Source organism: Strawberry lethal yellows phytoplasma (CPA) str. NZSb11, from assembly GCF_000397185.1.
Taxonomy (GTDB): Bacteria; Bacillota_I; Bacilli_A; order Acholeplasmatales; family Acholeplasmataceae; genus Phytoplasma; species Phytoplasma australiense.
On record NC_021236.1, the window covers coordinates 910544 to 935781 of the forward strand.

Consider the following 25238-nt stretch of genomic DNA (forward strand, 5'->3'; position numbering starts at 1 on the left):
TTAAATATTTTACTAAATGAACCTATTTTTTTCAAAGTTTTTAATTGTTATTTCAAATGATTAAAAAAGGATAAAGGTTCTTCTTGTAATTTATTAATATCTGCATCATCAAAATTTTTCATTTGTTTAGCTAACTTTTTTTGCTGTTCTAACAAAGTCATCAATTGAGAAACATCGCTTAATTGATTACCAGAACCTTTAGCAATCCGCATTCTTCTGCGACCACTTAAAGCAATTAAACGCGGTTTTTTACGTTCTTCTTTAGTCATACTTTGGATTAAAACTTCAAATTTTTTTAAATTATCATCGTTAATCCCTGAAGAAAGTTGCTTCATTTTATTACCTAACCCAGGAAATAAAGCTTAAATATTTTACTAAATGAACCTATTTTTTTCAAAGTTTTTAATTGTTATTTCAAATGATTAAAAAAGGATAAAGGTTCTTCTTGTAATTTATTAATATCTGCATCATCAAAATTTTTCATTTGTTTAGCTAACTTTTTTTGCTGTTCTAACAAAGTCATCAATTGAGAAACATCGCTTAATTGATTACCAGAACCTTTAGCAATCCGCATTCTTCTGCGACCACTTAAAGCAATTAAACGCGGTTTTTTACGTTCTTCTTTAGTCATACTTTGGATTAAAACTTCAAATTTTTTTAAATTATCATCGTTAATCCCTGAAGAAAGTTGCTTCATTTTATTACCTAACCCAGGAATAAAGCTTAATATTTTACTAAATGAACCTATTTTTTTCAAAGTTTTTAATTGCTTTTGAAAATCATGATAATTATAATTATCATCTAACAAACGATCCATCATTTTTTTACCTTGGTCGGCATCAATTTTATCAGTTACTGTCTCAATCAAAGTTAAAACATCGCCCATCCCCAAAAGTCTGGAAGCCATCCTATCAGGATTAAAAAGTTCTAAAAGATCAATTGACTCAGATGATGAAATAAACTTTAAAGGCAATTCCGTCATCACTCTAACAGATAAAGAAGCGCCTCCTTTAGTGTCTGCATCCATTTTAGTCAAAATAACCCCAGTTGCTCCCACTTGTTGGTGAAAAGTTTGAGTGTTTTTTGCGGATTGTTGCCCTGTTAAAGCATCAATAACTAATAAAACTTCTGAAAAATCACACTTACTCTTAATTTCTTTCAATTCTTGCATCATTTTTTCGTCAATTGTTAATCTCCCTGCAGTGTCAATAACAATTGCATCATAACCGTTTTTTTGAGCATATTGCAAACCTAGTTCAACAATTTCTATAACTGGAGTGTTTTCTTGGGAAAAAACATCAATTTTAATTTGTCGGCCAATAACTTTTAATTGTTCAACTGCCCCAGGACGATAAATGTCACAAGCAATTAACAAAACTTTTTGATGGTTTTTTTTTCTTAACCAAAGAGCTAGTTTTCCTGCTGTAGTAGTTTTACCGCTCCCTTGCAAACCAATCAACATCATGGCATTTAAATGGGGTTTTGGTTGGACAACTAAATCAGACCGAGTGGAACCCAAAATTTGGGTTAAAGTTTCATTAATGATTTTAATAATGTGTTCTTTTGGTTTTAAACCTTTTAAAACTTCTTGTTTTAGGCTTTTTTTACTAATAAGTTCATGAAAAGTATCGATAACTTTTATATTAACGTCTGCTTCGATCAAAGATAATCGAATATCTTCCATAATGTTTTCAATATCTCGAGATTCAATTATTTTTTTGCCTCTGATTTTATTAATGATTTTTTGAAATCCATCTCCTAATATACTCATTTGAATAGCTTTACTCCTTTAAATATTTTTCAGAAAAAAATTGTTAAATAAATGAAAAAGATAATTTTGAATATCAAAATCGACTAAATCTTCGGGTTTTTCTCCTAAACCAATAAATTTAATTGATAAATTATATAAATGTTTGATAGCAAAGACAATACCGCCCTTGGAAGTTCCGTCAAGTTTAGTTATAATTGCTCCTGTTAAAGGGACTGCTTCATTAAATAATTCTACTTGATTTAAGGCGTTTTGGCCTGTGTTTGCATCAAGCACTAAAAAAGATTGTAAGTTTTCAGGATTTAAATGTTTTAAAATAACTCTTTGAATTTTGGCTAATTCTTGCATTAAATTAGCCTTGTTTTGCAATCTTCCTGCAGTATCGCATAAAACTACATCATAAGCGTTTTTTTTAGCATATTGCAAGCCTTCAAAAATAACACTTGAAGGACTTGGGAAAAGTGTTCCTTCTTTAGCAAAAACTTCTGTTTGAGACCAATTGCCCCAAATTTTTAATTGTTCAACCGCTCCTGCGCGAAAAGTATCGCCTGCAACTAAAAGAACTTTTTTACCTTCTTGTCTCAACTTAGTTGCCATTTTTCCGATAGTGGTAGTTTTTCCAACACCGTTAACACCAACAAACAAATACATTTGAGGGTCAGTAAGAGTAGTTTTGGAATTGGTGTTCAAAATTGGGGTTTGTGATTGTTTGGAACTATCTTGATATAGGTGAAGCAAATGTTTGATAATAATTGATGGTAATTGACGCGCTTCTTTAATATTTGATTGATTCAGATAGTTTTTGATAGACTGCATTAAAAAAAGCGTTGTTTTAACGCCAAAATCACTTTCTATAAGGATATTTTCTAAAGCAGATAATAAAGATTCTTCAATATTTTTAGCTTCTTTTAAAAGAGTTTCAAAATTAACAAAATTGCCTTTTGTTTTTGCCAACCCTAACTGATATTTATCACTATTCTTCTTTTTAAAAAATTTATTTTTAAACCATTGAAACATTTCTTCAACCTCATTTGTCAAACTTAGTATACTATAATTATTATAACTAAAAAAAGTTAGTTTTGGAAGTTAATTTTTTAGAAAAAAGAATCGTTATAAAAAGAAAAAAAGAAACTTTTGAAAGTTTCTTTTTTTATATTAATTAATTTTTTAATTATCTTTTTGTTGATTTTGGATTAGGATTTTTTTTGCCTTGAGCGTAATAATATCCACTACCACTAATTAAAGCGACAACTAAAACTATTAATAAAGTCCATGACCAGAAGTATGTTTTGGTTGGTGGAGTCAATATACTACTTGGTGGAGCTTGTTGTATTCCGTAAACAACTTGGCCTTTAAAATTCTTAGTCTCTTCTTTAGTTGCTACTGTTACTGTTTTCTTATCGTTGTCAAAAGTAATTGTTACATCATTTAATGTAAGTGTTTGGTCTTTTGCAATTTGTTCTAAAACAGCTTTTTTGTTTGCTTCTGTATCAAGATTTTCTAATGAAGGTAAAGTTACTTTTCGTGGTACTGTTGATGGTTCTAAAACATTGGATAATTCTGATGCTTGGGCTTGTTGTAAGTTATATATAACTTCGCCTTGGTAACTAGATGTTGCTAAAGCTTTTACTTGTAATTTTTTATTGTTGTCAATCAAAGTAATTTTAACATCCTCTAATTGAACTTGGCTATCAGTGGCTTTTTTAATTTTATCTAAAACTGATTGGCTTTGAAGATTAGTTCTTTCATTTTCTGCTAACTCAATTTGTGTTGTAGCTGCTGGTTTCAAAACATTAGGTAATTGTGGAGCTACATTATATACAACACTACCTTGGTATCTAGTAGAACCTGATACAGGAGCTACTGTTAATTGGTTGTTGTTCAAAGAAATTGTTACATCAGCGTTTGTAACAACTGGGTTATCGTTACTTAATCTAACTAATCCTAAAACAGCTTCTGTGTTAGGGTTATTTCTTTGTTCTGGAGTTAAATTAGGTTGTGTTGAATCTGGGTTTAAAACAGTATCTAATTGTTGTGGAGCTAAATTATATATAACACTACCTTGGTATCTAGTAGAACCTGATACAGGGGCTACTGTTAATTGGTTGTTGTTCAAAGAAATTGTTACATCAGCGTTTGTAACAACTGGGTTATCGTTACTTAATCTAACTAATCCTAAAACAGCTTCTGTGTTAGGGTTATTTCTTTGTTCTGGAGTTAAATTAGGTTGTGTTGAATCTGGGTTTAAAACAGTATCTAATTGTTGTGGAGCTAAATTATATACAACATTACCTTGGTATCTAGTAGAACCTGTGAGGTGTTCCAAAACTTTGGACAACTTTTTACTTTTTAAAAATTCTTTAAGATTAACTTAATAGTTAGTCTTTTTTTCTTTTCAAGACTAAAAAAATAATTTCATATCTTTTCTAAAAATATTTTTAGGAAGGAATAAAATGCAAAGAGAAAAATTATTTAAAGATTTTTTAAAAAGTAAAAAGAATTTAGCAATTCGCGATCAATTGATCGAAAAGCTTTTACCATTAGTAAAAAAAATAGCCAACCAATTTAAATACTTCCCTAAATCACTCCAAAGAGAGGATTTATACCAAGAAGGAATTTTAGGTTTAATTAAAGCTTTAGATAAATATAAAGATTTAGGTTATGGTTTTTATGGTTTTATTAACTATGCTAAAGAATTAATTAAAGGCGAAATTACAGAACTTATTAGAGGCCTACAAACCGCTTCAACCCCCTTGAAGTTGGTTTTTCGGAAAGAAAAACAAACAAGTAATATTCCTTTTGAAGAATGGGAAGAAGCAAAGCAACCCAGGTGGAGCACAATCCTCAACCCCCATCAACTATGGTTAAAACAAGATAATCATGAATTATTCTTAAAAAAACTTAAAAATATTTTAAATTACAAAGAATTCGAAATTATTAAATTAAGTTTTGGGATTCCTTTGGGAAATGTTAATGAAGAACCTCAAATTGAATATTCCAACAAAAATATAGGACAAATGTTAAATTTATCTTCAAGGCAAGTAGCGATTATCAAAAACAAAGCAATTAAGAAATTAAAAAAAATATATAAAAAAGGAAATAAATAATATGAATTGTAAAAAAAATAAAACTACTTACTACAATATTGATGGTAAAACAATTTACGCCATTCACGAACATGATCCCGATACATTGAATTTTATTAAAACAACCTGGTTCCATAAAGATGGCAAAAAAATTGACTTTATTACCGATTATGACCCCATAACAGAGGAACCAATCAAAAAAACCTATTACAACTCCGATGGAACAATTAAAGAAGAAAAAACTTTTTAATTAATATATAAACTAAACCCTTTTTTTGAAGGGGTATTTTTTATACCGAATTAGTAAATATAACACATAGACCAAATTCTCCTTGGGAAAGAAGTTATATATCGCAATATTTTGCTTTAAATAATATTCCTGATAAACTTATTCAAAATTATTATTCTCAAAGAAATAGAAAAGTATAATTTTATAACACAATAAAGGAGCAAATAACTATGCAACCTAATAAAATAGATATTCTAGATGTTGCAACTTATTTAGTAAAACACCAAAACAAAGATGATTTTACTCGTATGAAAATCCAAAAATTAGTATTTTTGACATATTGTAAATATTTACTTAAATACAACATTCCTATGTTTGAAAATGATTTTGAGGCTTGGGAAGAAGGTCCTATTTCATTGCCTTTATATTTAGAACAAATTAAATATCCCACCAAATTTGATAAAACAATAACATTTTCTCAAAAATACGATGAAAATAAATTTACCAAAGAACATATCCAAATAATGAATAGCATTTTAAAAAAACATGGTTCTAAACCATTAAGACAACTATATGATTTTATTCATAAAGAAAATGGTCCTTATCAAATAAGTTATAAAAAGAAAGATGTTTCACAAAACTCTATTTTAGATTCAATAATAAAACAATGTTATTTATCTAAAAAACATCTAATATAACAAAAATAATAAAAGAAATGTCAACTCAAAAAGTTATATTTCAATTTTGTGAAACAAAAAAAACATTATTTTATATTTATCTAAAACAAGAAATTTAACTTGTAATTACCAACAAATTTTAAATGATTTAGAACAAAAATTATTTTTGTAATTTTATAGGAATTGGTAATCCTAAAGAATGGATTTTAAAATAATATTTTAACTATTCTTTATTCTTTTTTATCTCTCAAACCATTAAATTAACAAGTAAAAATTAACTAAAATATTCTTTCTTGCAACCCTTAGACTCTTCTAATCGAGAGTCTTTTTTTATGCAAAAAATCTAAAATCAAAAGGGATTTAAAACCACAAAAACAAAGCAAATATAATAACATAAATGAATAAATAACCCAAATCACAAAAAAAGGAGTTTGAAAGATGATTGAAGCCGAACGCGCATTATTAGGAGTACTATTATTAAAACCAGAAAAAATGAATGCTGTTATAAATTTAGTCAACACAAATAATTTTTCCAACCCCAAGCATCGTTGTATCTTTGAGACAATGAAGCAATTAAAACTGCAAAAACGCGAAATTGATTATGTTACGGTTAGTTCCGTTTTAGAAACTAACAATTTATACAAAATAGGAGGGATTGATTATTTAATTAAATTAGTGGAGGCGCCCCCTGCAAGTGAATATTTAGAAACATACATTGATTTAATTAAAGAAAATTCCCTTAAAAGAGATTTTTTAGGATTAATTAAGCAATTACCAACCGCATTATCAAAAAGTAAAAATATTCACAATTATTTGCAAGCAGTCAAAAACCAAGTAGAAAGTTTTATGCAAAAAACTAAATTTCCTTTTATTTCTACAAAAACATTAATGTCTTATATTAGCCAAAGTATTGTTAATGATGACAACCCCAACCAATTTGTAGGAATAAAAACAGGCTTTAAAAATCTAGATGAATTAATTTCTGGTTTCAAACCAAAGGAATTAATTATCTTAGGAGCAAGAACTGGGATGGGAAAAACTGCTTTTATGCTTAATTTGGCTTGTAATATTGCAAAAAAATTTACTACCAACCCAGAAAACCAAAAAGCAGTTATTTTTAGTTTAGAAATGGCAGCGGAAGAATTAGGAATTAGGCTACTTTCTTCTGTTTCTCAAATCCCTTTAAAACAACTCCAACACAAAAACTTAACTAAAGATGACAAATTACAGTTACTTATCGCTGATGACGAAATCACGCAATTAAACATTTTAATTGATGATGATAGAAATAACAAAATTGAAGACATTGAAACCAAATGCCGTCAAATGAAATATACTAAAGGACTTGATATTGTCTTTATTGATTACCTCCATTTATTAAAAGACGACCAAAGTTTTAATACATATCAAGCAATATCTGTGATTTCGCGCAAATTAAAAAAACTAGCAAGTGAACTTAATATTCCAATTGTAGCTTTGAGTCAAATGAACCGCGCAACTTATGTAAGAGAAGTCAAAAGACCACAATTAACAGATTTAAGAGATTCAGGAACAATTGAACAAGACGCTGATGTTGTGATGTTATTACACCGCGAAAGTTATTATCAAACACCTGATATTAACCCACATACGAATTTAATTATTGCCAAAAACCGTAGCGGTCCCGAAGGCGAATGTAGTTTTAATTTTTATAAACAAATCCAAAGATTTGAAGCAAAATAATAAAAGGAAATAAATAAAATGCAACAAATATCTAATTTAGATTTTAATAATATTAACGTTTTTAATCATAAATCTTTGTGTGTTAACATCACCAAACAAATAGTTCAACCAATTTTTTTCAACAAAGCTTTTAATCAGTATATGTTTGATTGTCATAATATACTCAATACATATTTAACCAACAACCAACACAACTCTCAAAGTCAAAAATCAATTCGCGGAAAAATTAACGAATACTTAATTTTGCTTTATCTAAATCACAAAGGAATTAAATATTTATATCCTCAATCATATTTATTTTTCATCCCTGATATTAAATTTGATTTAGTATTGTTTACCAAAACTAAACGCATTATTGCTTTCAATTTCAAAACTTGCCTTCGTGAACGTTACAAACAATCAATAGTAGAAGGTGAACAAATCAAAAAACTAGACACTCGTTTTGGCTTCTATTTATTAACAAATGATGAATCCGAAACTCAAAGATTAAATAATAAAATTAAAAATGGTAAAGTACAATCAATTAACAAAGTAATCAATTTATTTTCCAATTCAGCTAATATCTCTTCTTACAAAACTTACTAACCAACCAATTCATTCCCTTTTCACCTATTAATTTAATTAAAAAGATGGTTCGCTCTAATGACAAATAAATTAATTAGTTTTGAAGGTGTTGACGGAAGCGGCAAAACTACTTTAATTAACGAATTAAAAGATTCTTTTGAAAATAAAGGCTATCAAATCAAAGTTTTTCAAGGGTTAGGTAGTTCCATTGTTGGAAAAGAAATCAGAAATTTATTTTTACATCAATCCAAAATAAGCCCTAAAACTAAATATTTATTAAGCCTTGCCAACATGATGCAAACCCAAGATGAATTAATAATCCCTGCTTTGTTGGGTGGTTATCTTGTTATAGTTGACCGTTGGTATGATTCCACTTTCGCATATCAAAGCAAAGGCAATTACATGGATTATGATGATAAAATTACTTCAAAAATTATCAATCATTTCTTAATTAAACCTAAATTAACTTTTTACCTAGATATTGACCCTAAAATTGGGCTAAAACGAAAACAAACTCAATCAAATCATAAATTAGACCTCATTGAGCAAAAACCCTTAAATTATTTTGAAAATGTCCGCAAACATTATTTAAACCAACATAAATACTGTAATGATGCAAATTGTAAACACCAAAATTGCCATCATTTTTTAATTAATGCAACAAAATCCCAAAAAGATAATTTAGAACAAGTAATTAAAACTTTAATTAGTAAAAAAATAATTCAAATAAATAAAGGAGAATAAAAATGATTTTAACTCCCAAACACATTTTAATATTGTTAAGTATAACATATTTAGGATTTATCATAACAAATCTAATGACCCTATTTTTTGATTTTAATTTAGGAATGAAGGCTAATACTGCTATTAGTCTTGTTTCTGATGTTGTCTTTTTATTTATATTTGGGTAAAGGAGTTTAATAATGAAAATACCATGGATAGGCAGTAAAAAGAAAATGTTACCTAAATTATTAAAATATATTCCAACAAATTATAACAATTATTATGAACCTTTTTTAGGAAGCGGGGCTTTATTCCAATCTCTTACCCCCTCAACTGTCACTTTGAACGATAATGATATCAATTTAATACAACTTTGGAAAGATATGTTGGCACAACCAGAATTGTTTTGTGATTATGTGCGTAAATTTGAAGACAAAATATATGAAAATAAAGATCAAAAGACGCAAAAAGAATCATTTAAACATTTGGTAGAAAAATTTAATAAAAGTAATTTGGGTACTTATAAAAGTGCCCTTTTTTACGTTTTATTGAAATATGCTTTTAGGGGCATTTTCGGATATCGATCCGATGGAACTATTTATTTAGGATACGGGTTTTCATCTCGTTTCAAAAACCCTATAATTGTTTTATCAGAAATCCAAAGAATAAAAACCAATGTTAAGAATATAAAATTGTTAAATGGCGATTTTGAAAGTCTCATTAACCAAACCCAAAGCAACGATTTTATATTTGTTGATCCTCCGTATTGGCGTGAAGGGATTAAAGATAAATATTTTTATCAAAAACCTTTCACATTTGAAGATCACAAAAGACTTTATAAAAGTTTAGAAATGGCAAATTATCGCAAGGTAAAGTGGTTGTATACAAATTATAATTCGTCAAAAATAACTGAATTGTTTAAAAAATTTCACATTCAACCCATTCAAACCACTACAAAACACAATTTAACTTCAAAAGGGATATCGCAAGAAGTTATTATTAAAAATTATTAAAAAGAACAAATAATGAAAATTTTAATCAACAAACAAATATTTTAATTAAAGGAGAAAAATAATTATGAAAAAAGAATCTATTAATGTCTTTGATGTTGCTCTTTATATTGTTAAAAATAATCCTCATTCAACTACTAAAATGAAACTAAATAAAATGATTTATTATGCTCATGCAAAACATCTAGTAAAAACAAAAAAACCTCTTGTAAAAGAACAAATCCAAGCTTGGATTCATGGTCCTGTCTTTCCTGAATTATGCAAGCAATTAAAAGATTTTACTTATCAACCAATAAATCCCGAAGTTTTAGCAATGGGAGATATAACTAAAATAAATGCAACTCAAAAACAAATCCTTGATTTTATGATTTTGTTATACGGCGATGCATCACCTAATGATTTATCTTCTCAAACTCACATGGAGCACCCATGGATAAAAAGTTATTACAAAGATTATGATTCTGGTTGGTCTAAAAAGATTATTAAAAACAAAGACATTTTAGAATATTTCTCTGAAAACAATAAACATATAGGAGCATAAATAATATGAATTATCAAAAAACTTTTTATCGCAAAGGAATAAAAACAGGCTTTAAAAATCTAGATGAATTAATTTCTGGTTTCAAACCAAAGGAATTAATTATCTTAGGAGCAAGAACTGGGATGGGAAAAACTGCTTTTATGCTTAATTTGGCTTGTAATATTGCAAAAAACTTTACTACCAACCCCGAAACCCAAAAAGCAGTTATTTTTAGTTTAGAAATGGCAGCGGAAGAATTAGGAATTAGGTTACTTTCTTCTGCTTCTAAAATCCCTTTAAAACAACTCCAACACAAAAACTTAAATAAAAATGAAAAATTACAGTTACTTATCCCTGAAGACGAAACCACGCAATTAAACATTTTAATTGATGATGATAGAAATAACAAAATTGAAGACATTGAAACCAAATGCCGTCAAATGAAATATACTAAAGGACTTGATATTGTTTTTATTGATTACCTCCATTTATTAAAAGAAGACCAAAATTTTAATACATATCAAGCAATATCTGTGATTTCACGCAAATTAAAAAAACTAGCAAGTGAACTTAATATTCCAATTGTAGCTTTGAGTCAAATGAACCGTGCAACCTATGTAAGAGAAGTCAAAAGGCCACAATTAACAGATTTAAGAGATTCGGGAACAATCGAACAAGACGCTGATGTTGTGATGTTATTACACCGCGAAAGTTATTATCAAAAACCTGATATTAACCCACATACCAATTTAATTATTGCCAAAAACCGTAGCGGTCAAAAGGGCGAATGTAGTTTTAATTTTTATAAACAAATCCAAAGATTTGAAGCAAAATAATAAAAGGAAATAAATAAAATGCAACAAATATCTAATTTAGATTTTAATAATATTAACGTTTTTAATCATAAATCTTTGTGCGTTAACATAACCAAACAAATAATTCAACCAATTTTTTTCAACAAAGCTTTTAATCAGTATATGTTTGATTGCCATAATATACTCAATGAATATTTAACCAACAACCAATACAACTCTCAAAGCCAAAAATCAATTCGCGGAAAAATTAACGAATACTTAATTTTGCTTTATTTATCCCACAAAGGAATTAAATATTTATATCCTCAATCATATTTATTTTTCATCCCCGATATTAAATTTGATTTAGTATTGTTTACCAAAACAAAACGCATTATTGCCTTCAATTTCAAAACATGCCTTAGAGATAGATACAAACAATCAATAGTAGAAGGGGAACAAATCAAAAAACTAGACACTCGTTTTGGGTTTTATTTGTTAACAAATGATGAATCCGAAACTCAAAGATTAAATAATAAAATTAAAAATGGTAAAGTACAATCAATTAACAAAGTAATCAATTTATTTTCCAATTCAGCCAATCTCTTCTTACAAAACTTACTAACCAACCAATTCATTCCCTTTTCACCCATTAATTTAATTAAAAAGATGGTTCACCCTAATGACAAATAAATTAATTAGTTTTGAAGGTGTTGACGGAAGCGACAAAACTACTTTAATTAACGAATTAAAAGATTCTTTTGAAAATAAAGGCTATCAAATTAAATTTTTTCAAGGTTTAGGCAGTTCCATTGTTGGAAAAGAAATCAGAAATTTATTTTTACATCAATCCAAAATAAGCCCTAAAACTAAATATTTACTTAGCCTTGCCAACATGATGCAAACCCAAGATGAATTAATAATCCCTGCTTTATTGGGTGGTTATATTGTTCTAGTTGACCGTTGGTATGATTCCACTTTTGCATATCAAAGCAAAGGCAATTACATGGATTATGATGATAAAATTACTTCAAAAATTATCAATCATTTCTTAATTAAACCTAAATTAACTTATTACCTAGATATTGACCCTAAAATTGGGCTAAAACGAAAACAAACTCAATCAAATCATAAATTAGACCTCATTGAACAAAAACCCTTAAATTATTTTGAAAATGTCCGCAAACATTATTTAAACCGTCATAAATACTGTAATGATACAAATTGTAAACACCAAAATTGTAATCATTTTATGATTAACGCAACCAACTCGCAAAAAGAAAATTTAGCCCAAATAATGAAAATTTTAATCAACAAAAAAATATTTTAATTAAAGGAGAAAAATAATTATGAATTATCAAAAAACTTTTTATCGCAAAGGAATAAAAACAGGCTTTAAAAATCTAGATGAATTAATTTCTGGTTTCAAACCAAAGGAATTAATTATCTTAGGAGCAAGAACTGGGATGGGAAAAACTGCTTTTATGCTTAATTTGGCTTGTAATATTGCAAAAAACTTTAATACCAATCCCAAAAACCAAAAAGCAGTTATTTTTAGTTTAGAAATGGCAGCGGAAGAATTAGGAATTAGGTTATTTTCTTCTGCTTCTAAAATCCCTTTAAAACAACTCCAACACAAAAACTTAAATAAAAATGAAAAATTACAGTTACTTATCCCTGAAGACGAAACCACGCAATTAAACATTTTAATTGATGATGATAGAAATAACAAAATTGAAGACATTGAAACCAAATGCCGTCAAATGAAATATACTAAAGGACTTGATATTGTTTTTATTGATTACCTCCATTTATTAAAAGAAGACCAAAATTTTAATACATATCAAGCAATATCTGTGATTTCACGCAAATTAAAAAAACTAGCAAGTGAACTTAATATTCCAATTGTAGCTTTGAGTCAAATGAACCGTGCAACCTATGTAAGAGAAGTCAAAAGGCCACAATTAACAGATTTAAGAGATTCGGGAACAATCGAACAAGACGCTGATGTTGTGATGTTATTACACCGCGAAAGTTATTATCAAAAACCTGATATTAACCCACATACCAATTTAATTATTGCCAAAAACCGTAGCGGTCAAAAGGGCGAATGTAGTTTTAATTTTTATAAACAAATCCAAAGATTTGAAGCAAAATAATAAAAGGAAATAAATAAAATGCAACAAATATCTAATTTAGATTTTAATAATATTAACGTTTTTAATCATAAATCTTTGTGCGTTAACATAACCAAACAAATAATTCAACCAATTTTTTTCAACAAAGCTTTTAATCAGTATATGTTTGATTGCCATAATATACTCAATGAATATTTAACCAACAACCAATACAACTCTCAAAGCCAAAAATCAATTCGCGGAAAAATTAACGAATACTTAATTTTGCTTTATTTATCCCACAAAGGAATTAAATATTTATATCCTCAATCATATTTATTTTTCATCCCCGATATTAAATTTGATTTAGTATTGTTTACCAAAACAAAACGCATTATTGCCTTCAATTTCAAAACATGCCTTAGAGATAGATACAAACAATCAATAGTAGAAGGGGAACAAATCAAAAAACTAGACACTCGTTTTGGGTTTTATTTGTTAACAAATGATGAATCCGAAACTCAAAGATTAAATAATAAAATTAAAAATGGTAAAGTACAATCAATTAACAAAGTAATCAATTTATTTTCCAATTCAGCCAATCTCTTCTTACAAAACTTACTAACCAACCAATTCATTCCCTTTTCACCCATTAATTTAATTAAAAAGATGGTTCACCCTAATGACAAATAAATTAATTAGTTTTGAAGGTGTTGACGGAAGCGGCAAAACTACTTTAATTAACGAATTAAAAGATTCTTTTGAAAATAAAAGCTATCAAATTAAATTTTTTCAAGGTTTAGGCAGTTCCATTGTTGGAAAAGAAATCAGAAATTTATTTTTACATCAATCCAAAATAAGCCCTAAAACTAAATATTTACTTAGCCTTGCCAACATGATGCAAACCCAAGATGAATTAATAATCCCTGCTTTATTGGGTGGTTATATTGTTCTAGTTGACCGTTGGTATGATTCCACTTTTGCATATCAAAGCAAAGGCAATTACATGGATTATGATGATAAAATTACTTCAAAAATTATCAATTATTTCTTAATTAAACCTAAATTAACTTTTTACCTAGATATTGACCCTAAAATTGGGCTAAAACGAAAACAAACTCAATCAAATCATAAATTAGACCTCATTGAACAAAAACCCTTAAATTATTTTGAAAATGTCCGCAAACATTATTTAAACCGTCATAAATACTGTAATGATACAAATTGTAAACACCAAAATTGTAATCATTTTATGATTAACGCAACCAACTCGCAAAAAGAAAATTTAGCCCAAATAATGAAAATTTTAATCAACAAAAAAATATTTTAATTAAAGGAGAAAAATAATTATGAATTATCAAAAAACTTATTATTACCTTGACGGCAAAACAAAGAAATCTGTTGTTGAATATGGCCCAGATGGTAAATTAACCAAATATACCGAATACTATTCAGATGGCAAAACAATTGACTATATTAATGAACTTAACCAAAAAGAAGAAGTAATTAAAACAACTTGCTACTATCCTGATGGAAATATTAAAGAAGTGCAATATTCTAAGGAATATTATAAAAAAATAATTCAAATAAATAAAGGAGAATGAAAATGATTTTAACTCCCAAACACATTTTAATATTGTTAAGTATAACATATTTAGGTTTTATCATAACAAATCTAATGACCCTATTTTTTGATTTTAGTTTAGGAATTAAGGCTAATACTGCTATTAGTCTTGTTTCTGATGTCGTCTTTTTAATTTATATTTGGGTAAAGGAGTTTAATAATGAAAATACCATGGATAGGCAGTAAAAAGAAAATGTTACCTCAATTATTAAAATATATTCCAACAAATTATAACAATTATTATGAACCTTTTTTAGGAAGCGGGGCTTTATTCCAATCTCTTACCCCCTCAACTGTCACTTTGAACGATAATGATATCAATTTAATACAACTTTGGAAAGATATGTTGGCACAACCAGAATTGTTTTGTGATTATGTGCGTAAATTTGAAGACAAAATATATGTAAATAAAGATCAAAAGACGCAAAAAGAATCATTTAAACATTTGGTAGAAAAATTTAATAAAAGTAATTTGGTTGCTTATAAAAGTGCCCTTTTTTACGTTTTATTGAAATATGCTTTTCGGGGTATTTTCCGATATCGCCCTGATGGAACTATTTATTTAGGATACGGGTTTTCATCTCGTTTCAAAAACCCTATAATTGTTTTATCAGAAATCCAAAGAATAAAAACCAATGTTAAGAATATAAAATTGTTAAATGGCGATTTTGAAAGTGTCATTAACCAAACCCAAAGCAACGATTTTATATTTGTTGATCCTCCGTATTGGCGTGAAGGGATTAAAGATAAATATTTTTATCAAAAACCTTTCACATTTGAAGATCACAAAAGACTTTATAAAAGTTTAGAGATGGCAAATTATCGCAAGGTAAAGTGGTTGTATACAAATTATAATTCGTCAAAAATAACTGAATTGTTTAAAAAATTTCACATTCAACCCATTCAAACCACTACAAAATACAGTTTAACTTCAAAAGGGATATCACAAGAAGTTATTATTAAAAATTATTAAAAACAACAAATAATGAAAATTTTAATCAACAAACAAATATTTTAATTAAAGGAGAAAAATAATTATGAATCATCAAAAAACTTTTTATCGCAAAGGAATTAAAACAGCTATAAAATTTGTTGCTGAATATAGCCCAGATGGTAAATTAACCAAACAAACCCAATACTATTCCGATGGCAAAACAATTTATGTCATCCAAGAATACGACCCTCAAACACATAAAAGAATTAAAGAAACTCATTATTACGGCGACGGCAAAACAAAGAGGTTTGTTATTGAATATTACTCTGATGGCAAATTAAATAAATCAACTTGGTTCCGTGAAGATGGCAAAATCATTAACTGTATTATTTGTTGGAACCCTATAACTGCAGAAATAATCAAAACAATTAATTATCATCTTGATGGCAAAATTGGAGAAGAAATAATGATAATGGATGATAAAAAACACACCATAAATTGCTATCAAGATAATTTCAAAACATTAATTTATACTACTGAATATAACCCCCAAACAGATAAACGAACCAAACAAACCCAATACTATTCCGATGGCAAAACAATTTATGTCATCCAAGAATACGACCCTCAAACACATAAAAGAATTAAAGAAACTCATTATTACGGCGACGGCAAAACAAAGAGGTTTGTTATTGAATATTACTCTGATGGCAAATTAAATAAATCAACTTGGTTCCGTGAAGATGGCAAAATCATTAACTGTATTATTTGTTGGAACCCTATAACTGCAGAAATAATCAAAACAATTAATTATCATCTTGATGGCAAAATTGGAGAAGAAATAATGATAATGGATGATAAAAAACACACCATAAATTGCTATCAAGATAATTTCAAAACATTAATTTATACTACTGAATATAACCCCCAAACAGATAAACGAACCAAACAAACCCAATACAACCCAGATGGAACTGTTTTTAATGAAATCTATTACAACCCCAATGGGAGTATAAAAGCAACAAAAAAATATTAATCATACATAAAAAACCCAAATAATCAAAACTTTAATCAAAAAAAATATAAACAAAAAAGGAGACACTAAAACAATGACTAAAAAAGAATTAATTACAACACTTGCAAAAGTAACTAAAAATTCAGTTACCCAAACTGAGGAATTTTACAATTCCTTTGAAAACACCTTAATTGAAGCAATAACTTCCAACGAAGAGGTAGTTTTGTCACCCCAACTTGGAAGATTTGTTTTAAAAACCCGACAAGCTCGTTTATGGAAACACCCCAAAACAGGCAAAAAACTAAAAATCCCTGCTAAAACGGCTGTGACTTTTAACTATCATCAAGCCTTAAAAATAAAGTCAAAAAAATAGTTAAATTAAACTAAAAAAAAAAAAGTTGGTTTAAAAAATGAAAAAAAATAAAAAACATCAAATATTTTTTATGTAATTATTATTTTTCTTTCAATATTCACTACTTATTTATTAACTCGTCAAATTGGTTTATCCCAAAGCAAACATTTAAAAGATCATATCAATTTGAATAGCGAACATTTAAAAGAAAAAATTAATAAAGTTGAAGATAATGTTAATGATACAAGAAAGCAAACCCAAGAACGATTCAATGAAACACATAAAAATCTAGATGAATTAATAGAAAAACTTGATAAAAAAAATAATAAGGAGAATGAATAATATGAGCGACGGCATGTCAGAAGCATTCCGCGGAACTTATTTCAAATCCCGCAATTCCCAAAACAAGAAAAAAATCAACAAATATAATCAGACCAAAGGGAAATGGCTTAATTTAGACCACCCCAAGAAGACTTTTAAAAACAAAAAGAAATTATCTAAAAAACGAAGAAAAGTTATGAAAGAACTAGAAGAAGAAATAGAAAAATTATAAAAATTAAGAAAGGAGGGTGATTATGTGGTTATTTTCAATATTTGCAACAATTAGCAATTTTATATTAAATTATACCAAAGGATTTAGCACTACCGAAATACTTGAACGAAGAATGGATGGAATTCAAACAACACTTTTCACTATTCTTATTGTTTCTGGTTTCAAACCTATTTTTAAATTAATTGCAAATATTTGTATTTTCGTCAAAGATTTAATTTTGGGTATCTTTTTCCCCAACAAAAAACTACAAAAATTAGAAATCCAAAATGCCAAACAAGAATACTTAGAAAAACAATTATTAAAAAAACTAGATAAAATCAATGAAAACCAAGAAAAACTTCAATCCCAAATAGAAATGCAAAGAGTTAAAGTTGCTCATTGGCAAGAGAAAAAAGCAAGAAAAAAACATCTAAAATCGCGAAATATCAATCCAATTAATGAAAAGGAGGAAGAAAATGAATGACCTAAATTTCGCCATCGGATTTATCGTTGGCGCCCTATTCACAACTTCTTTAATGTTTATCATTAAAAAAATCTTTTTTAATTTTCTTCCATTGCCAGAAATCAATAATAAATCTGAAACACAAAAAGAAATTAAAACCAATAAATCATCTTCAATTCTTCCCAAACCAAATAATGAATCAAAAGAAAAGGATGATTTAGAAAATTACAAAAAAATAAATAATTAATACAAAGGAGAAAAAACAATGATTAAAAAAGTAATAAAAAAGAAAAAACAAATAAAAAATCAACCGAATTAAAAAATAAAAAAGTAATAAATTCAAAACCAAGTCCACCAAGCAAAACAATGGTAGTAAAAGTACCAACCACCCCAGAAAAACAACCAACTCAAACAACTTCCAACAACAACAAAGGCAATTTATTTAAAACATTTATAAATTTAACAATCATTTTTAATTTTATTATACTTGTCAATGTTATTTATTACCAAAACCAAATCCCTTGGTTAACCACAGGTATAAATAATTTAATTGCTATCATTAAATCAACCTTAGGAGGTAAATAATCATGAAAAAAAACCAAAAACCAAATAACAAAACTAAAAACAAAATAATTACTGTTCTTACAATTTTAATTTGTTCTTTTTTTGCCATTAGTTCTATTGTGGCTATTAATAATTATTTCTCACGTCAAAAACAAGAAAAAATTAAATTAGAACAAAACAACTTTGTTGAAGCACCAAATCCGAACTTAACCTTAGTTCTTGACTATGAATTAGTTGATAAAGATGGAAATGCGTTTAGTGGTGGTAGCACAACTATTGAAAACAAAATTACGCAATTGGCTTAATTAAAAGAAATAAGACTAAGTTAAAAAACTTAGTCTTATTTGAGAAAGGAAATAAATTATGAAAACCAAAAACCAAACCCCAACCAAACCACTTCTCTTAAAAGTAATGACGATTATTATTTTATTTTGGTTAGCAACTTATGTCTGGATTCATCATCAAACTTTAAGCACTACTGAGGAAAAAATAAACCAACACGAAGGGTTACTTAAACAACAAGAAGAACGACCAAAAGATAAAAAACAAACTTTATTAGACAATAATAATCTTTCTACTAACACAAACCTCCAAAAAGAAGGAGTTATTTTTGAACCTTCCGACCCACAAAAATTTATCGGTTTTGACAAATTAATTGGGTTTAAAGAAGAATTAAAAGCAGTCCAAGGGTTTATTGATTATTTCAAAAACCCTGAAAACTACCAAGGCATCGGACAAGTTGAACCACCCTTAGGAATTTTAATGTATGGAGTTCCTGGTACAGGTAAAACCACTCTAGCACGAGCGCTTGCCAAAGAAACTAATTTACCATTCTTTGAAGTAAATAGTTCCTTATTTTCCCAAAAATATAAAGGATTAGCACCGAAAATGGTAAAAGATTTATTCACTGATGCAAGAATTGTTGCAGAAGAATGTAATGGGGCGATCATCTTTTTAGATGAATGTGAAACTATTTTTACTGATTTAAGTATGTTAGAAGCAGGTTCAGAAATAGCTAACGTTGTTAACCAATTCAAAACTGAAATGACTTCTATGAATAATAATCCTGATAAACCAATTTTCATAATTGGGGCAACAAATCAATATCATTTAATTGATGAAGCGATTAAATCAAGATTTGATTTTAACATCGAAGTAAAACCAGGAAATAAAGCCGAACGTCAACAAATGTTAGAATTCTTAACGAAGAAAAGAAAAAACCCTTATAGTGAAGAAGCAAAACAGTATTTATTTGAAGTAATTAACGAAGCTTTGGAAAGATTACCACAAAATCAACAATTCTTAAAAGCCAATCGTACTTTAGAAAACCTGTTAAAAACCACTGTTAGTATTTTTGCTAAAAACCGTGGTAAAGGTGAAAACAAAAGAAGTGAAATTAACAAAGAAGATTTAAAACAGGCTTATCAATTGATTATTTCACCAGATACCAGTTTATTAGATCAAATTGAAAACAATTTAACCCCGAAAGGAGGTGAATAAATATGATATCACCATTAGATGTTCTGAAAGGTTTTATTAACTTAAAATCTTATTTAACATGGTTTTTGCTTGCTACTACTGTTTTTGGCCTTTTTTGTTTCATCAAAAACAAATCTTCTCACAATCAAAAAACCACAACCCTAAAAAGTTATTTAATTCCTTTTTTAATTATTCTTACCCTATTCAGTTTTCTTTACTTATCTTTCTTTCATAAAACTGAACCATCAAGTAAATACACAGGCCAATTAATCGAAAAAATTGATAAAGCAATTAAAAAATACGATGAAACGATTAATAATTATCATGGTTTAAAAAAAGATTGGGAAAAGGAATTACAAAATTGTGAAGCGGAATTAAAAGAACTTTACGAACTCCAAGAAACAACCCAAAAAGCCAAAGATAAAATCAAAGAGTCTCTGAATAACAATGAAACAAAAATTAAAGAAATAAAAGAAAATTTAGATAAAAATACCGAAAATATCACTATCTTAAAAGGCAAACTAATCCAATTAGAACAACAAAAAGAAGCCAAAGAAAAAGAAATTAAAACCAAAGAAGAACAATTTAATCTAGCTTCTCCAGATGATAAAATTAGATTACAAGCAAAAATTGATAAACTCCAAGCTGAAATTTCAGAGATAGTTGGTGAAATCGGCAAAATTGAAGTTCAAATTGGTAAATTAGAAAGTAAACAAGAAAAATACCAAGATATGTTATCTGGTGCTGAAATGTTAAAAAAAGATTTAAAAAAAAGATTTCAAACTTTATCTGCTGATGAAAAATCACTATTTAACCAAATCCAATCAGTTGAAGATCGCCGTGCCGAAATCCAAAAAGAAATTGATGAAGTCAATAAAAAACTTGAAGAAATCAAACTCGAAAAAGAATTATATCAATCCCTAAAAGTAAAATATCGAGAAATGTATAACCGCATGATAACTTATGAAAAAGAAAATGAAGCATCAGCGGGAAATATTGTCAAATGGATCTTCAAAGGTTTTGATAAAGTTACTGACTTAATCCCTGCTAAATATGGTCTGAAAACTATAGATAAAACAATAAGTGTTACGCGTAAGTTCGGCCAAGGGATGGTAAAAACTACTTTAGTTCTTCACGAAGGCCACCGTTTATGGCACATGTATAATGAAGTAATTAATGAAAATAAAGAACATCCACCAATGATTACCGAAGAAGCTTTAGAGATGTATACGAAAGATATTGACCGTGATTTAGACAAACTTGAAGCTGACTACAAAGATTACGAAAAAAAATTAGGTGATTATAAACTTCGTCAAAATGAAGATAATTTAAAGGAAGAAACCAGAAAGTCTGAAAAATTAAATAAAGATATAAAAAAAGATTTTAGAACTTGGATTGATGAATACTCGACCATCATCGATGAATTAAAAGCTAAACAAATAGAAGTTTCTGACACTGGCAAATTATATGAAGATAAAACTGAATTAGAAGATAAATTAGAAACTAAAAGAGAAGATGTAAATGTTTTAAAAGAAGTCTTAAAACAAAAAAATCCGAGTTACGCTCACGCTCAACAACGCCTGCAAGCTAGACGAGTTGGTAAAATCACTGAAATGGTTATGATTCCAAATAAATAATTATTTTCTCCAAACATTTTATTAATAAAATTGTATAATGGTGATGAGTGATATGATTAATTATCACCAATCGCCATTATTAGAAAAGGTAAATAAATTATGAAACAACCCAATTTTTTTCAAAAACATTTAGTAACTATTATTATCATTTTACTTTTCGGAATAGCAATTATCATAGGCATTAAACAAGGATTTAATGATTATCAAAACGAAAAAAATTCTTTATCTCCTTTAGGACAAACTCCAGAAAAAGATTCCTTAGAACCCGAAACCCCAACAAATCCTTCAAGAATGAAACGTTCTACGGAAGAAACTCTCCAACCTAAAATTCAAACCATTGCTGCTAAGTTAGAACAAATTAAAACTTATCTTTTCACTGAACCTACTGACACTTCTAAATTACCATCAGATCTATCAGCAAGAGAACAAGAAGAAATCAATAAACTTAAAAATAGTTGGCAATTATCATTTAATTTATTAAAAGAACAAAAAACATGGGTAGATGAAAAACAAAAAGTCTGTGATGAACACCAATTTCAATTAAATTCTATTCAACCTCAAATAGAAGCTTTAAAACCAAAACAACAAAAACTAGAAAAACAACGCGACGAAAAAAAAGAAATATTAAAAAAAATTAAATATCAATGTGGCGAAATTTCTCCATCTTATGCAAAAATGCTTAAAAAAATGTATAATATTGAAATTAAAAACCCAAAAATCCCAAACCAAATTGAAGAAATTAGACTGCAAGCCGAAATTGATAAACTCAAAGCTGAAATTTCAGAGATAGTTGGTGAAATCGGCAAAATCAAAGTTCAAATTGGTAAATTAGAAAGTAAACAAGAAAAATATCAAGAAATGTTATCTGGTGCTGAAATGTTAAAAAAAGATTTAGAAAAAAGATATCAAATAAAAGAAACAGAATATAAAAATGAAATCTTAAAATCCCTTGACTCCCTTTATGAAATTACCCCAAATGAAGGATAAAATAAAAAAAGAGGTTTTTAAATTTATGATTAAATTAAAAAATAAATTACATCTTTTACCATTCTTTTTAATTAGTTGTTTAGGATTATTATTTGTGATAAATAATAATCAAGTTATGGCAATGAATAATTTAAATGATGAAAATTACATAAATAATGAAATTAATAAACTTTATTCAAAACGAAAAGAATTAGCTACTAAAATTTCATATTTTCGTACTTATCATTTAGATGATGATGTAACATTACAAAAACAATTAAATGATTTAGATCAAATAATTAAAAATCTTTATCAAAGAATTTATGATATTAAACTTTTAAAGTCTATAAATGAAAAAATTTGGGATTATTCACTTGAACGAAATCAAATAGCAAATCAAATTTTAAGTAGTTCTAATCAAAACCCTGCAATACAAGAAATGATCGCAAAACATCAAAAATTAGTGATAAAAATTCAGGATCTAGACAAAAAATATACTAAATTAAATAAATAAAATAATTGTTAATCACAACCACAAGACCCTATAAAGGGTCTTTTTTTATCCCTTTTTACCATTTGTCAGGCAACAAAAAATTAAAAAAAGAATTAGGAGGTTATTAAATAATGTTTAAAGTAATTAAAATCCCCTTTATCTAAAAAATTAATAATTATTTTATTAATAATTATCATCAATTTTGTCCCTTTCATCAATGCTCATTCTTCTTTTTTTCATAGTCAAAACAAAACCAAAATTAAATTAGCAGATTACGAAACCCTCCAACAAGAATGGTTAGCGACCCAACCCAAAATGAAAAGATATGACATTCCTGTTTTATCCAAAGAAAGTATCCCTGAAATCCTAAAATATTTCAATATTGAAACTTCTACTTATGGTTTGAATGAAAAGCCTATTTATAATCCTTATTATTACACTTTCTTTGATTTTAAACTCAAAAATCCTCCTTTAGGATTAATCTGTGTTTTTTTCAAAGCCAGAAAAAACCCTTTTAAAATTAAATATCCCCATGATGACGATGAATACACCCTAGATGACCTTTTAAAATATGAAATTGCCATCGAAGAAGCTTTTGTCTTTTGGGATGCTAACAAACAACCGACTCAAACAAATGTCAATATAACTTTCGTCAAGCTAGATATCTTTGCAAGCGACAATAAAGAAAAAGCGATAAACGAATACTTAATCAAAAACAAAATCATCAAAGAACCCAAACCAACTAAATTAGGTTGTTACAACGCTACTCCAACTACTGGTCTAGTTGTTCCTTTACCTTCAATAAATTACACAACCCATGAAAAAGATAATGAAATCAAAAATTGGCTTTTACAAGCACAAAAAAAATATAATCATAAAACTAGTATGAAAAAAATAGATTTTCTTACTTTTTGGTCTGATAAACCTTTCACATATATATTTACTCCAAAGATTGATTTTTTGAAAATTGAAGAATTCAGCCTAATGCGAGTTTATAGAGATACTCGAGAATTAATTAAAGAATGTACCATACGAGGAGAAAGCATACAAAAGGCCCCAGGAAAATATTATTGTACACCTTCTATTGATATGAATAAAATAGGATATGATATTGGTGGAGTAGAATTAGTTTTTAGTGAACCAGTTTCTGAACTAGAACCACCTCAACAACAACAAATAGAGGCTATTTACTTTGATGATGGAATCCGTTTTTTCCCAGAAAGTTCCCAAACTTACAATATTGAAGATTTAAAGAAACTCTCTAATGGTGCCAAAAAAATCTATCTTTTTTCTTTCACTACTAAAAAAAGAATCAAAGAAATTAAATTACCCGATGCTATTGATCCTTACCAAGCTATTCGTGACTGGAAACGAGAAAACAACCTTTACACTTTTCCTCCTCTAGTTCAAGAAGATGACTATGAAGAACAAAGCGAAAATCGTGATGCTTATATAGAAATTACTTCTCCTGCTTATAAAAAAATTTCTATTCTTTTCCCGATTAAAATAGTCAAACATACTTTTGAAACTACTGATTGTTGTTATTTTGTAGTTTGTAAAAATGATACACTCCAAATTAAACTCGCCAAACAATATCGTGATGCTTATGTAAATTGGTTAAACCAATGTTACATTAAACCTGGCATTTCTTATTCAGCTGGAGAAATAAGAGATAAATTTGGTCGTTCATCAAGAGACATTTATAATGAAGAAGGGGGAAAATGTAGATATCGTTATGTTATAAATACTTTCATAGATGAATGGTATGTTAATGGGCGTGAATGTTCTGGCTCAAACAATACTTTTTATAATTTTTATGACACCACTCCACCACCCAAAAAACCTCAAGAATTGATGTAAATGATAAAGATTCGTGATATTCAAAATCCGAAATAAAAAACTACTACCTTTACTTCAACCCAAAACAAAGATATATCAGACTTTTGGAAAACAATAGATTTAACACTCA

The 25238-nt window shown here is 27.9% G+C and carries 32 protein-coding genes and 3 pseudogenes; 31 read left to right on the plus strand and 4 right to left on the minus strand.

Features of this window, described 5'->3' with window-relative positions:
• Nucleotides 1–47: 47 nt before the first annotated feature.
• The 4 genes from SLY_RS04465 to SLY_RS04835 form a co-directional block, all read right to left on the minus strand.
• Nucleotides 48–335, minus strand: a complete 288-nt coding sequence (locus SLY_RS04465; RefSeq protein WP_041784417.1) for a hypothetical protein — start codon at nucleotides 333–335, stop codon at nucleotides 48–50.
• A 74-nt stretch (nucleotides 336–409) separates the two neighbouring features.
• Complete coding sequence (gene ffh, locus SLY_RS04470; RefSeq protein WP_041784418.1) at nucleotides 410–1771, minus strand: signal recognition particle protein; 1362 nt, start codon at nucleotides 1769–1771, stop codon at nucleotides 410–412.
• A gap of 18 nt (nucleotides 1772–1789) precedes the next feature.
• Nucleotides 1790–2785, minus strand: a complete 996-nt coding sequence (ftsY, locus tag SLY_RS04475) for a signal recognition particle-docking protein FtsY (protein ID WP_012359253.1) — start codon at nucleotides 2783–2785, stop codon at nucleotides 1790–1792.
• A 154-nt stretch (nucleotides 2786–2939) separates the two neighbouring features.
• Complete coding sequence (locus SLY_RS04835; RefSeq protein ID WP_148284445.1) at nucleotides 2940–4094, minus strand: hypothetical protein; 1155 nt, start codon at nucleotides 4092–4094, stop codon at nucleotides 2940–2942.
• 127 nt (nucleotides 4095–4221) lie between these two features.
• Here SLY_RS04835 and SLY_RS04485 point away from each other — a divergent pair, with 127 nt between their 5' ends.
• From SLY_RS04485 to SLY_RS04635, 31 genes and pseudogenes are all read left to right on the plus strand, one after another.
• Nucleotides 4222–4875 carry a sigma-70 family RNA polymerase sigma factor gene (locus SLY_RS04485; protein WP_015638359.1) on the plus strand — a complete coding sequence of 218 codons (654 nt, stop codon included), beginning with the start codon at nucleotides 4222–4224 and terminating at the stop codon, nucleotides 4873–4875.
• Between the two features lies 1 nt (nucleotide 4876).
• The gene (locus SLY_RS04490; RefSeq protein ID WP_015638360.1) at nucleotides 4877–5104 is read left to right on the plus strand and encodes a DUF2963 domain-containing protein; all 228 of its coding nucleotides are present in this window, start codon (nucleotides 4877–4879) and stop codon (nucleotides 5102–5104) included.
• Nucleotides 5105–5313: 209 nt separating this feature from the next.
• Nucleotides 5314–5781 carry a Panacea domain-containing protein gene (locus SLY_RS04495; protein WP_015638361.1) on the plus strand — a complete coding sequence of 156 codons (468 nt, stop codon included), beginning with the start codon at nucleotides 5314–5316 and terminating at the stop codon, nucleotides 5779–5781.
• A 417-nt stretch (nucleotides 5782–6198) separates the two neighbouring features.
• Nucleotides 6199–7482: a replicative DNA helicase gene (gene dnaB, locus SLY_RS04500; RefSeq protein WP_015638362.1), complete on the plus strand. Its 1284-nt coding sequence runs from the start codon at nucleotides 6199–6201 to the stop codon at nucleotides 7480–7482.
• 18 nt (nucleotides 7483–7500) lie between these two features.
• Nucleotides 7501–8135: pseudogene (locus SLY_RS04505) on the plus strand (hypothetical protein).
• Nucleotides 8125–8790, plus strand: coding sequence for a dTMP kinase (tmk, locus tag SLY_RS04510; protein WP_015638364.1), 666 nt, complete (start codon nucleotides 8125–8127; stop codon nucleotides 8788–8790). The pseudogene SLY_RS04505 and the gene tmk (SLY_RS04510) overlap by 11 nt, the downstream one beginning before the upstream one ends.
• Nucleotides 8791–8792: 2 nt before the next feature.
• Nucleotides 8793–8957, plus strand: a complete 165-nt coding sequence (locus SLY_RS04515; RefSeq protein ID WP_235043270.1) for a hypothetical protein — start codon at nucleotides 8793–8795, stop codon at nucleotides 8955–8957.
• A gap of 12 nt (nucleotides 8958–8969) precedes the next feature.
• A complete protein-coding gene (locus tag SLY_RS04520) occupies nucleotides 8970–9782 on the plus strand; it encodes a DNA adenine methylase (RefSeq protein WP_015638365.1) in 813 nt (270 codons plus the stop codon).
• A 64-nt stretch (nucleotides 9783–9846) separates the two neighbouring features.
• Nucleotides 9847–10320: a Panacea domain-containing protein gene (locus SLY_RS04525; RefSeq protein WP_015637680.1), complete on the plus strand. Its 474-nt coding sequence runs from the start codon at nucleotides 9847–9849 to the stop codon at nucleotides 10318–10320.
• Between the two features lie 35 nt (nucleotides 10321–10355).
• Nucleotides 10356–11135 (plus strand): annotated as a pseudogene (locus SLY_RS04530) (DnaB-like helicase C-terminal domain-containing protein); the annotation flags it as partial.
• Between the two features lie 18 nt (nucleotides 11136–11153).
• Nucleotides 11154–11786, plus strand: coding sequence for a hypothetical protein (locus tag SLY_RS04535; RefSeq protein WP_015638367.1), 633 nt, complete (start codon nucleotides 11154–11156; stop codon nucleotides 11784–11786).
• Entirely contained in the window at nucleotides 11776–12423 is a 648-nt protein-coding gene (tmk, locus tag SLY_RS04540; RefSeq protein ID WP_015638368.1) for a dTMP kinase, read from the plus strand. Before SLY_RS04535 ends, tmk (SLY_RS04540) begins: the two co-directional genes overlap by 11 nt.
• A 46-nt stretch (nucleotides 12424–12469) precedes the next feature.
• Nucleotides 12470–13252 (plus strand): annotated as a pseudogene (locus SLY_RS04545) (DnaB-like helicase C-terminal domain-containing protein); the annotation flags it as partial.
• A gap of 18 nt (nucleotides 13253–13270) precedes the next feature.
• Nucleotides 13271–13903: a hypothetical protein gene (locus SLY_RS04550; RefSeq protein ID WP_015638367.1), complete on the plus strand. Its 633-nt coding sequence runs from the start codon at nucleotides 13271–13273 to the stop codon at nucleotides 13901–13903.
• A complete protein-coding gene (tmk, locus tag SLY_RS04555) occupies nucleotides 13893–14540 on the plus strand; it encodes a dTMP kinase (protein ID WP_015638370.1) in 648 nt (215 codons plus the stop codon). The genes SLY_RS04550 and tmk (SLY_RS04555) overlap by 11 nt, the downstream gene beginning before the upstream one ends.
• Nucleotides 14541–14559: 19 nt before the next feature.
• Nucleotides 14560–14814: a DUF2963 domain-containing protein gene (locus SLY_RS04560; RefSeq protein ID WP_015638371.1), complete on the plus strand. Its 255-nt coding sequence runs from the start codon at nucleotides 14560–14562 to the stop codon at nucleotides 14812–14814.
• Nucleotides 14811–15020 carry a hypothetical protein gene (locus SLY_RS04565; protein WP_235043271.1) on the plus strand — a complete coding sequence of 70 codons (210 nt, stop codon included), beginning with the start codon at nucleotides 14811–14813 and terminating at the stop codon, nucleotides 15018–15020. Before SLY_RS04560 ends, SLY_RS04565 begins: the two co-directional genes overlap by 4 nt.
• Nucleotides 14995–15807: a DNA adenine methylase gene (locus SLY_RS04570; RefSeq protein ID WP_015638372.1), complete on the plus strand. Its 813-nt coding sequence runs from the start codon at nucleotides 14995–14997 to the stop codon at nucleotides 15805–15807. The genes SLY_RS04565 and SLY_RS04570 overlap by 26 nt, the downstream gene beginning before the upstream one ends.
• A gap of 64 nt (nucleotides 15808–15871) precedes the next feature.
• Entirely contained in the window at nucleotides 15872–16804 is a 933-nt protein-coding gene (locus SLY_RS05715; protein ID WP_015638373.1) for a DUF2963 domain-containing protein, read from the plus strand.
• Nucleotides 16805–16877: 73 nt separating this feature from the next.
• Nucleotides 16878–17156 carry an HU family DNA-binding protein gene (locus SLY_RS04580; RefSeq protein ID WP_015638374.1) on the plus strand — a complete coding sequence of 93 codons (279 nt, stop codon included), beginning with the start codon at nucleotides 16878–16880 and terminating at the stop codon, nucleotides 17154–17156.
• A 165-nt stretch (nucleotides 17157–17321) separates the two neighbouring features.
• Entirely contained in the window at nucleotides 17322–17477 is a 156-nt protein-coding gene (locus tag SLY_RS05500) for a hypothetical protein (protein WP_015638375.1), read from the plus strand.
• A 1-nt stretch (nucleotide 17478) separates the two neighbouring features.
• Entirely contained in the window at nucleotides 17479–17688 is a 210-nt protein-coding gene (locus tag SLY_RS04590; RefSeq protein WP_200858689.1) for a hypothetical protein, read from the plus strand.
• A gap of 22 nt (nucleotides 17689–17710) precedes the next feature.
• The gene (locus SLY_RS04595) at nucleotides 17711–18151 is read left to right on the plus strand and encodes a hypothetical protein (RefSeq protein ID WP_041784427.1); all 441 of its coding nucleotides are present in this window, start codon (nucleotides 17711–17713) and stop codon (nucleotides 18149–18151) included.
• Entirely contained in the window at nucleotides 18144–18377 is a 234-nt protein-coding gene (locus SLY_RS04600; protein ID WP_041784429.1) for a hypothetical protein, read from the plus strand. Before SLY_RS04595 ends, SLY_RS04600 begins: the two co-directional genes overlap by 8 nt.
• 119 nt (nucleotides 18378–18496) lie before the next feature.
• Complete coding sequence (locus SLY_RS04605) at nucleotides 18497–18715, plus strand: hypothetical protein (protein ID WP_015638379.1); 219 nt, start codon at nucleotides 18497–18499, stop codon at nucleotides 18713–18715.
• 2 nt (nucleotides 18716–18717) lie between these two features.
• Nucleotides 18718–18999 carry a hypothetical protein gene (locus tag SLY_RS04610; protein ID WP_015638380.1) on the plus strand — a complete coding sequence of 94 codons (282 nt, stop codon included), beginning with the start codon at nucleotides 18718–18720 and terminating at the stop codon, nucleotides 18997–18999.
• A 58-nt stretch (nucleotides 19000–19057) separates the two neighbouring features.
• On the plus strand, nucleotides 19058–20194 hold the full coding sequence (locus tag SLY_RS04615; protein ID WP_041784430.1) for an AAA family ATPase: 1137 nt from the start codon (nucleotides 19058–19060) through the stop codon (nucleotides 20192–20194).
• 2 nt (nucleotides 20195–20196) lie between these two features.
• Nucleotides 20197–21810 (plus strand): coiled-coil domain-containing protein, encoded by a 1614-nt coding sequence (locus SLY_RS04620; protein ID WP_015638383.1) that lies wholly within the window; start codon nucleotides 20197–20199, stop codon nucleotides 21808–21810.
• 99 nt (nucleotides 21811–21909) lie between these two features.
• Nucleotides 21910–22797, plus strand: coding sequence for a coiled-coil domain-containing protein (locus tag SLY_RS04625; protein ID WP_015638384.1), 888 nt, complete (start codon nucleotides 21910–21912; stop codon nucleotides 22795–22797).
• A gap of 25 nt (nucleotides 22798–22822) precedes the next feature.
• Complete coding sequence (locus SLY_RS04630; protein WP_051085533.1) at nucleotides 22823–23290, plus strand: SVM family protein; 468 nt, start codon at nucleotides 22823–22825, stop codon at nucleotides 23288–23290.
• Between the two features lie 156 nt (nucleotides 23291–23446).
• Nucleotides 23447–25129, plus strand: coding sequence for a hypothetical protein (locus SLY_RS04635; RefSeq protein WP_041784432.1), 1683 nt, complete (start codon nucleotides 23447–23449; stop codon nucleotides 25127–25129).
• Nucleotides 25130–25238: the final 109 nt, after the last annotated feature.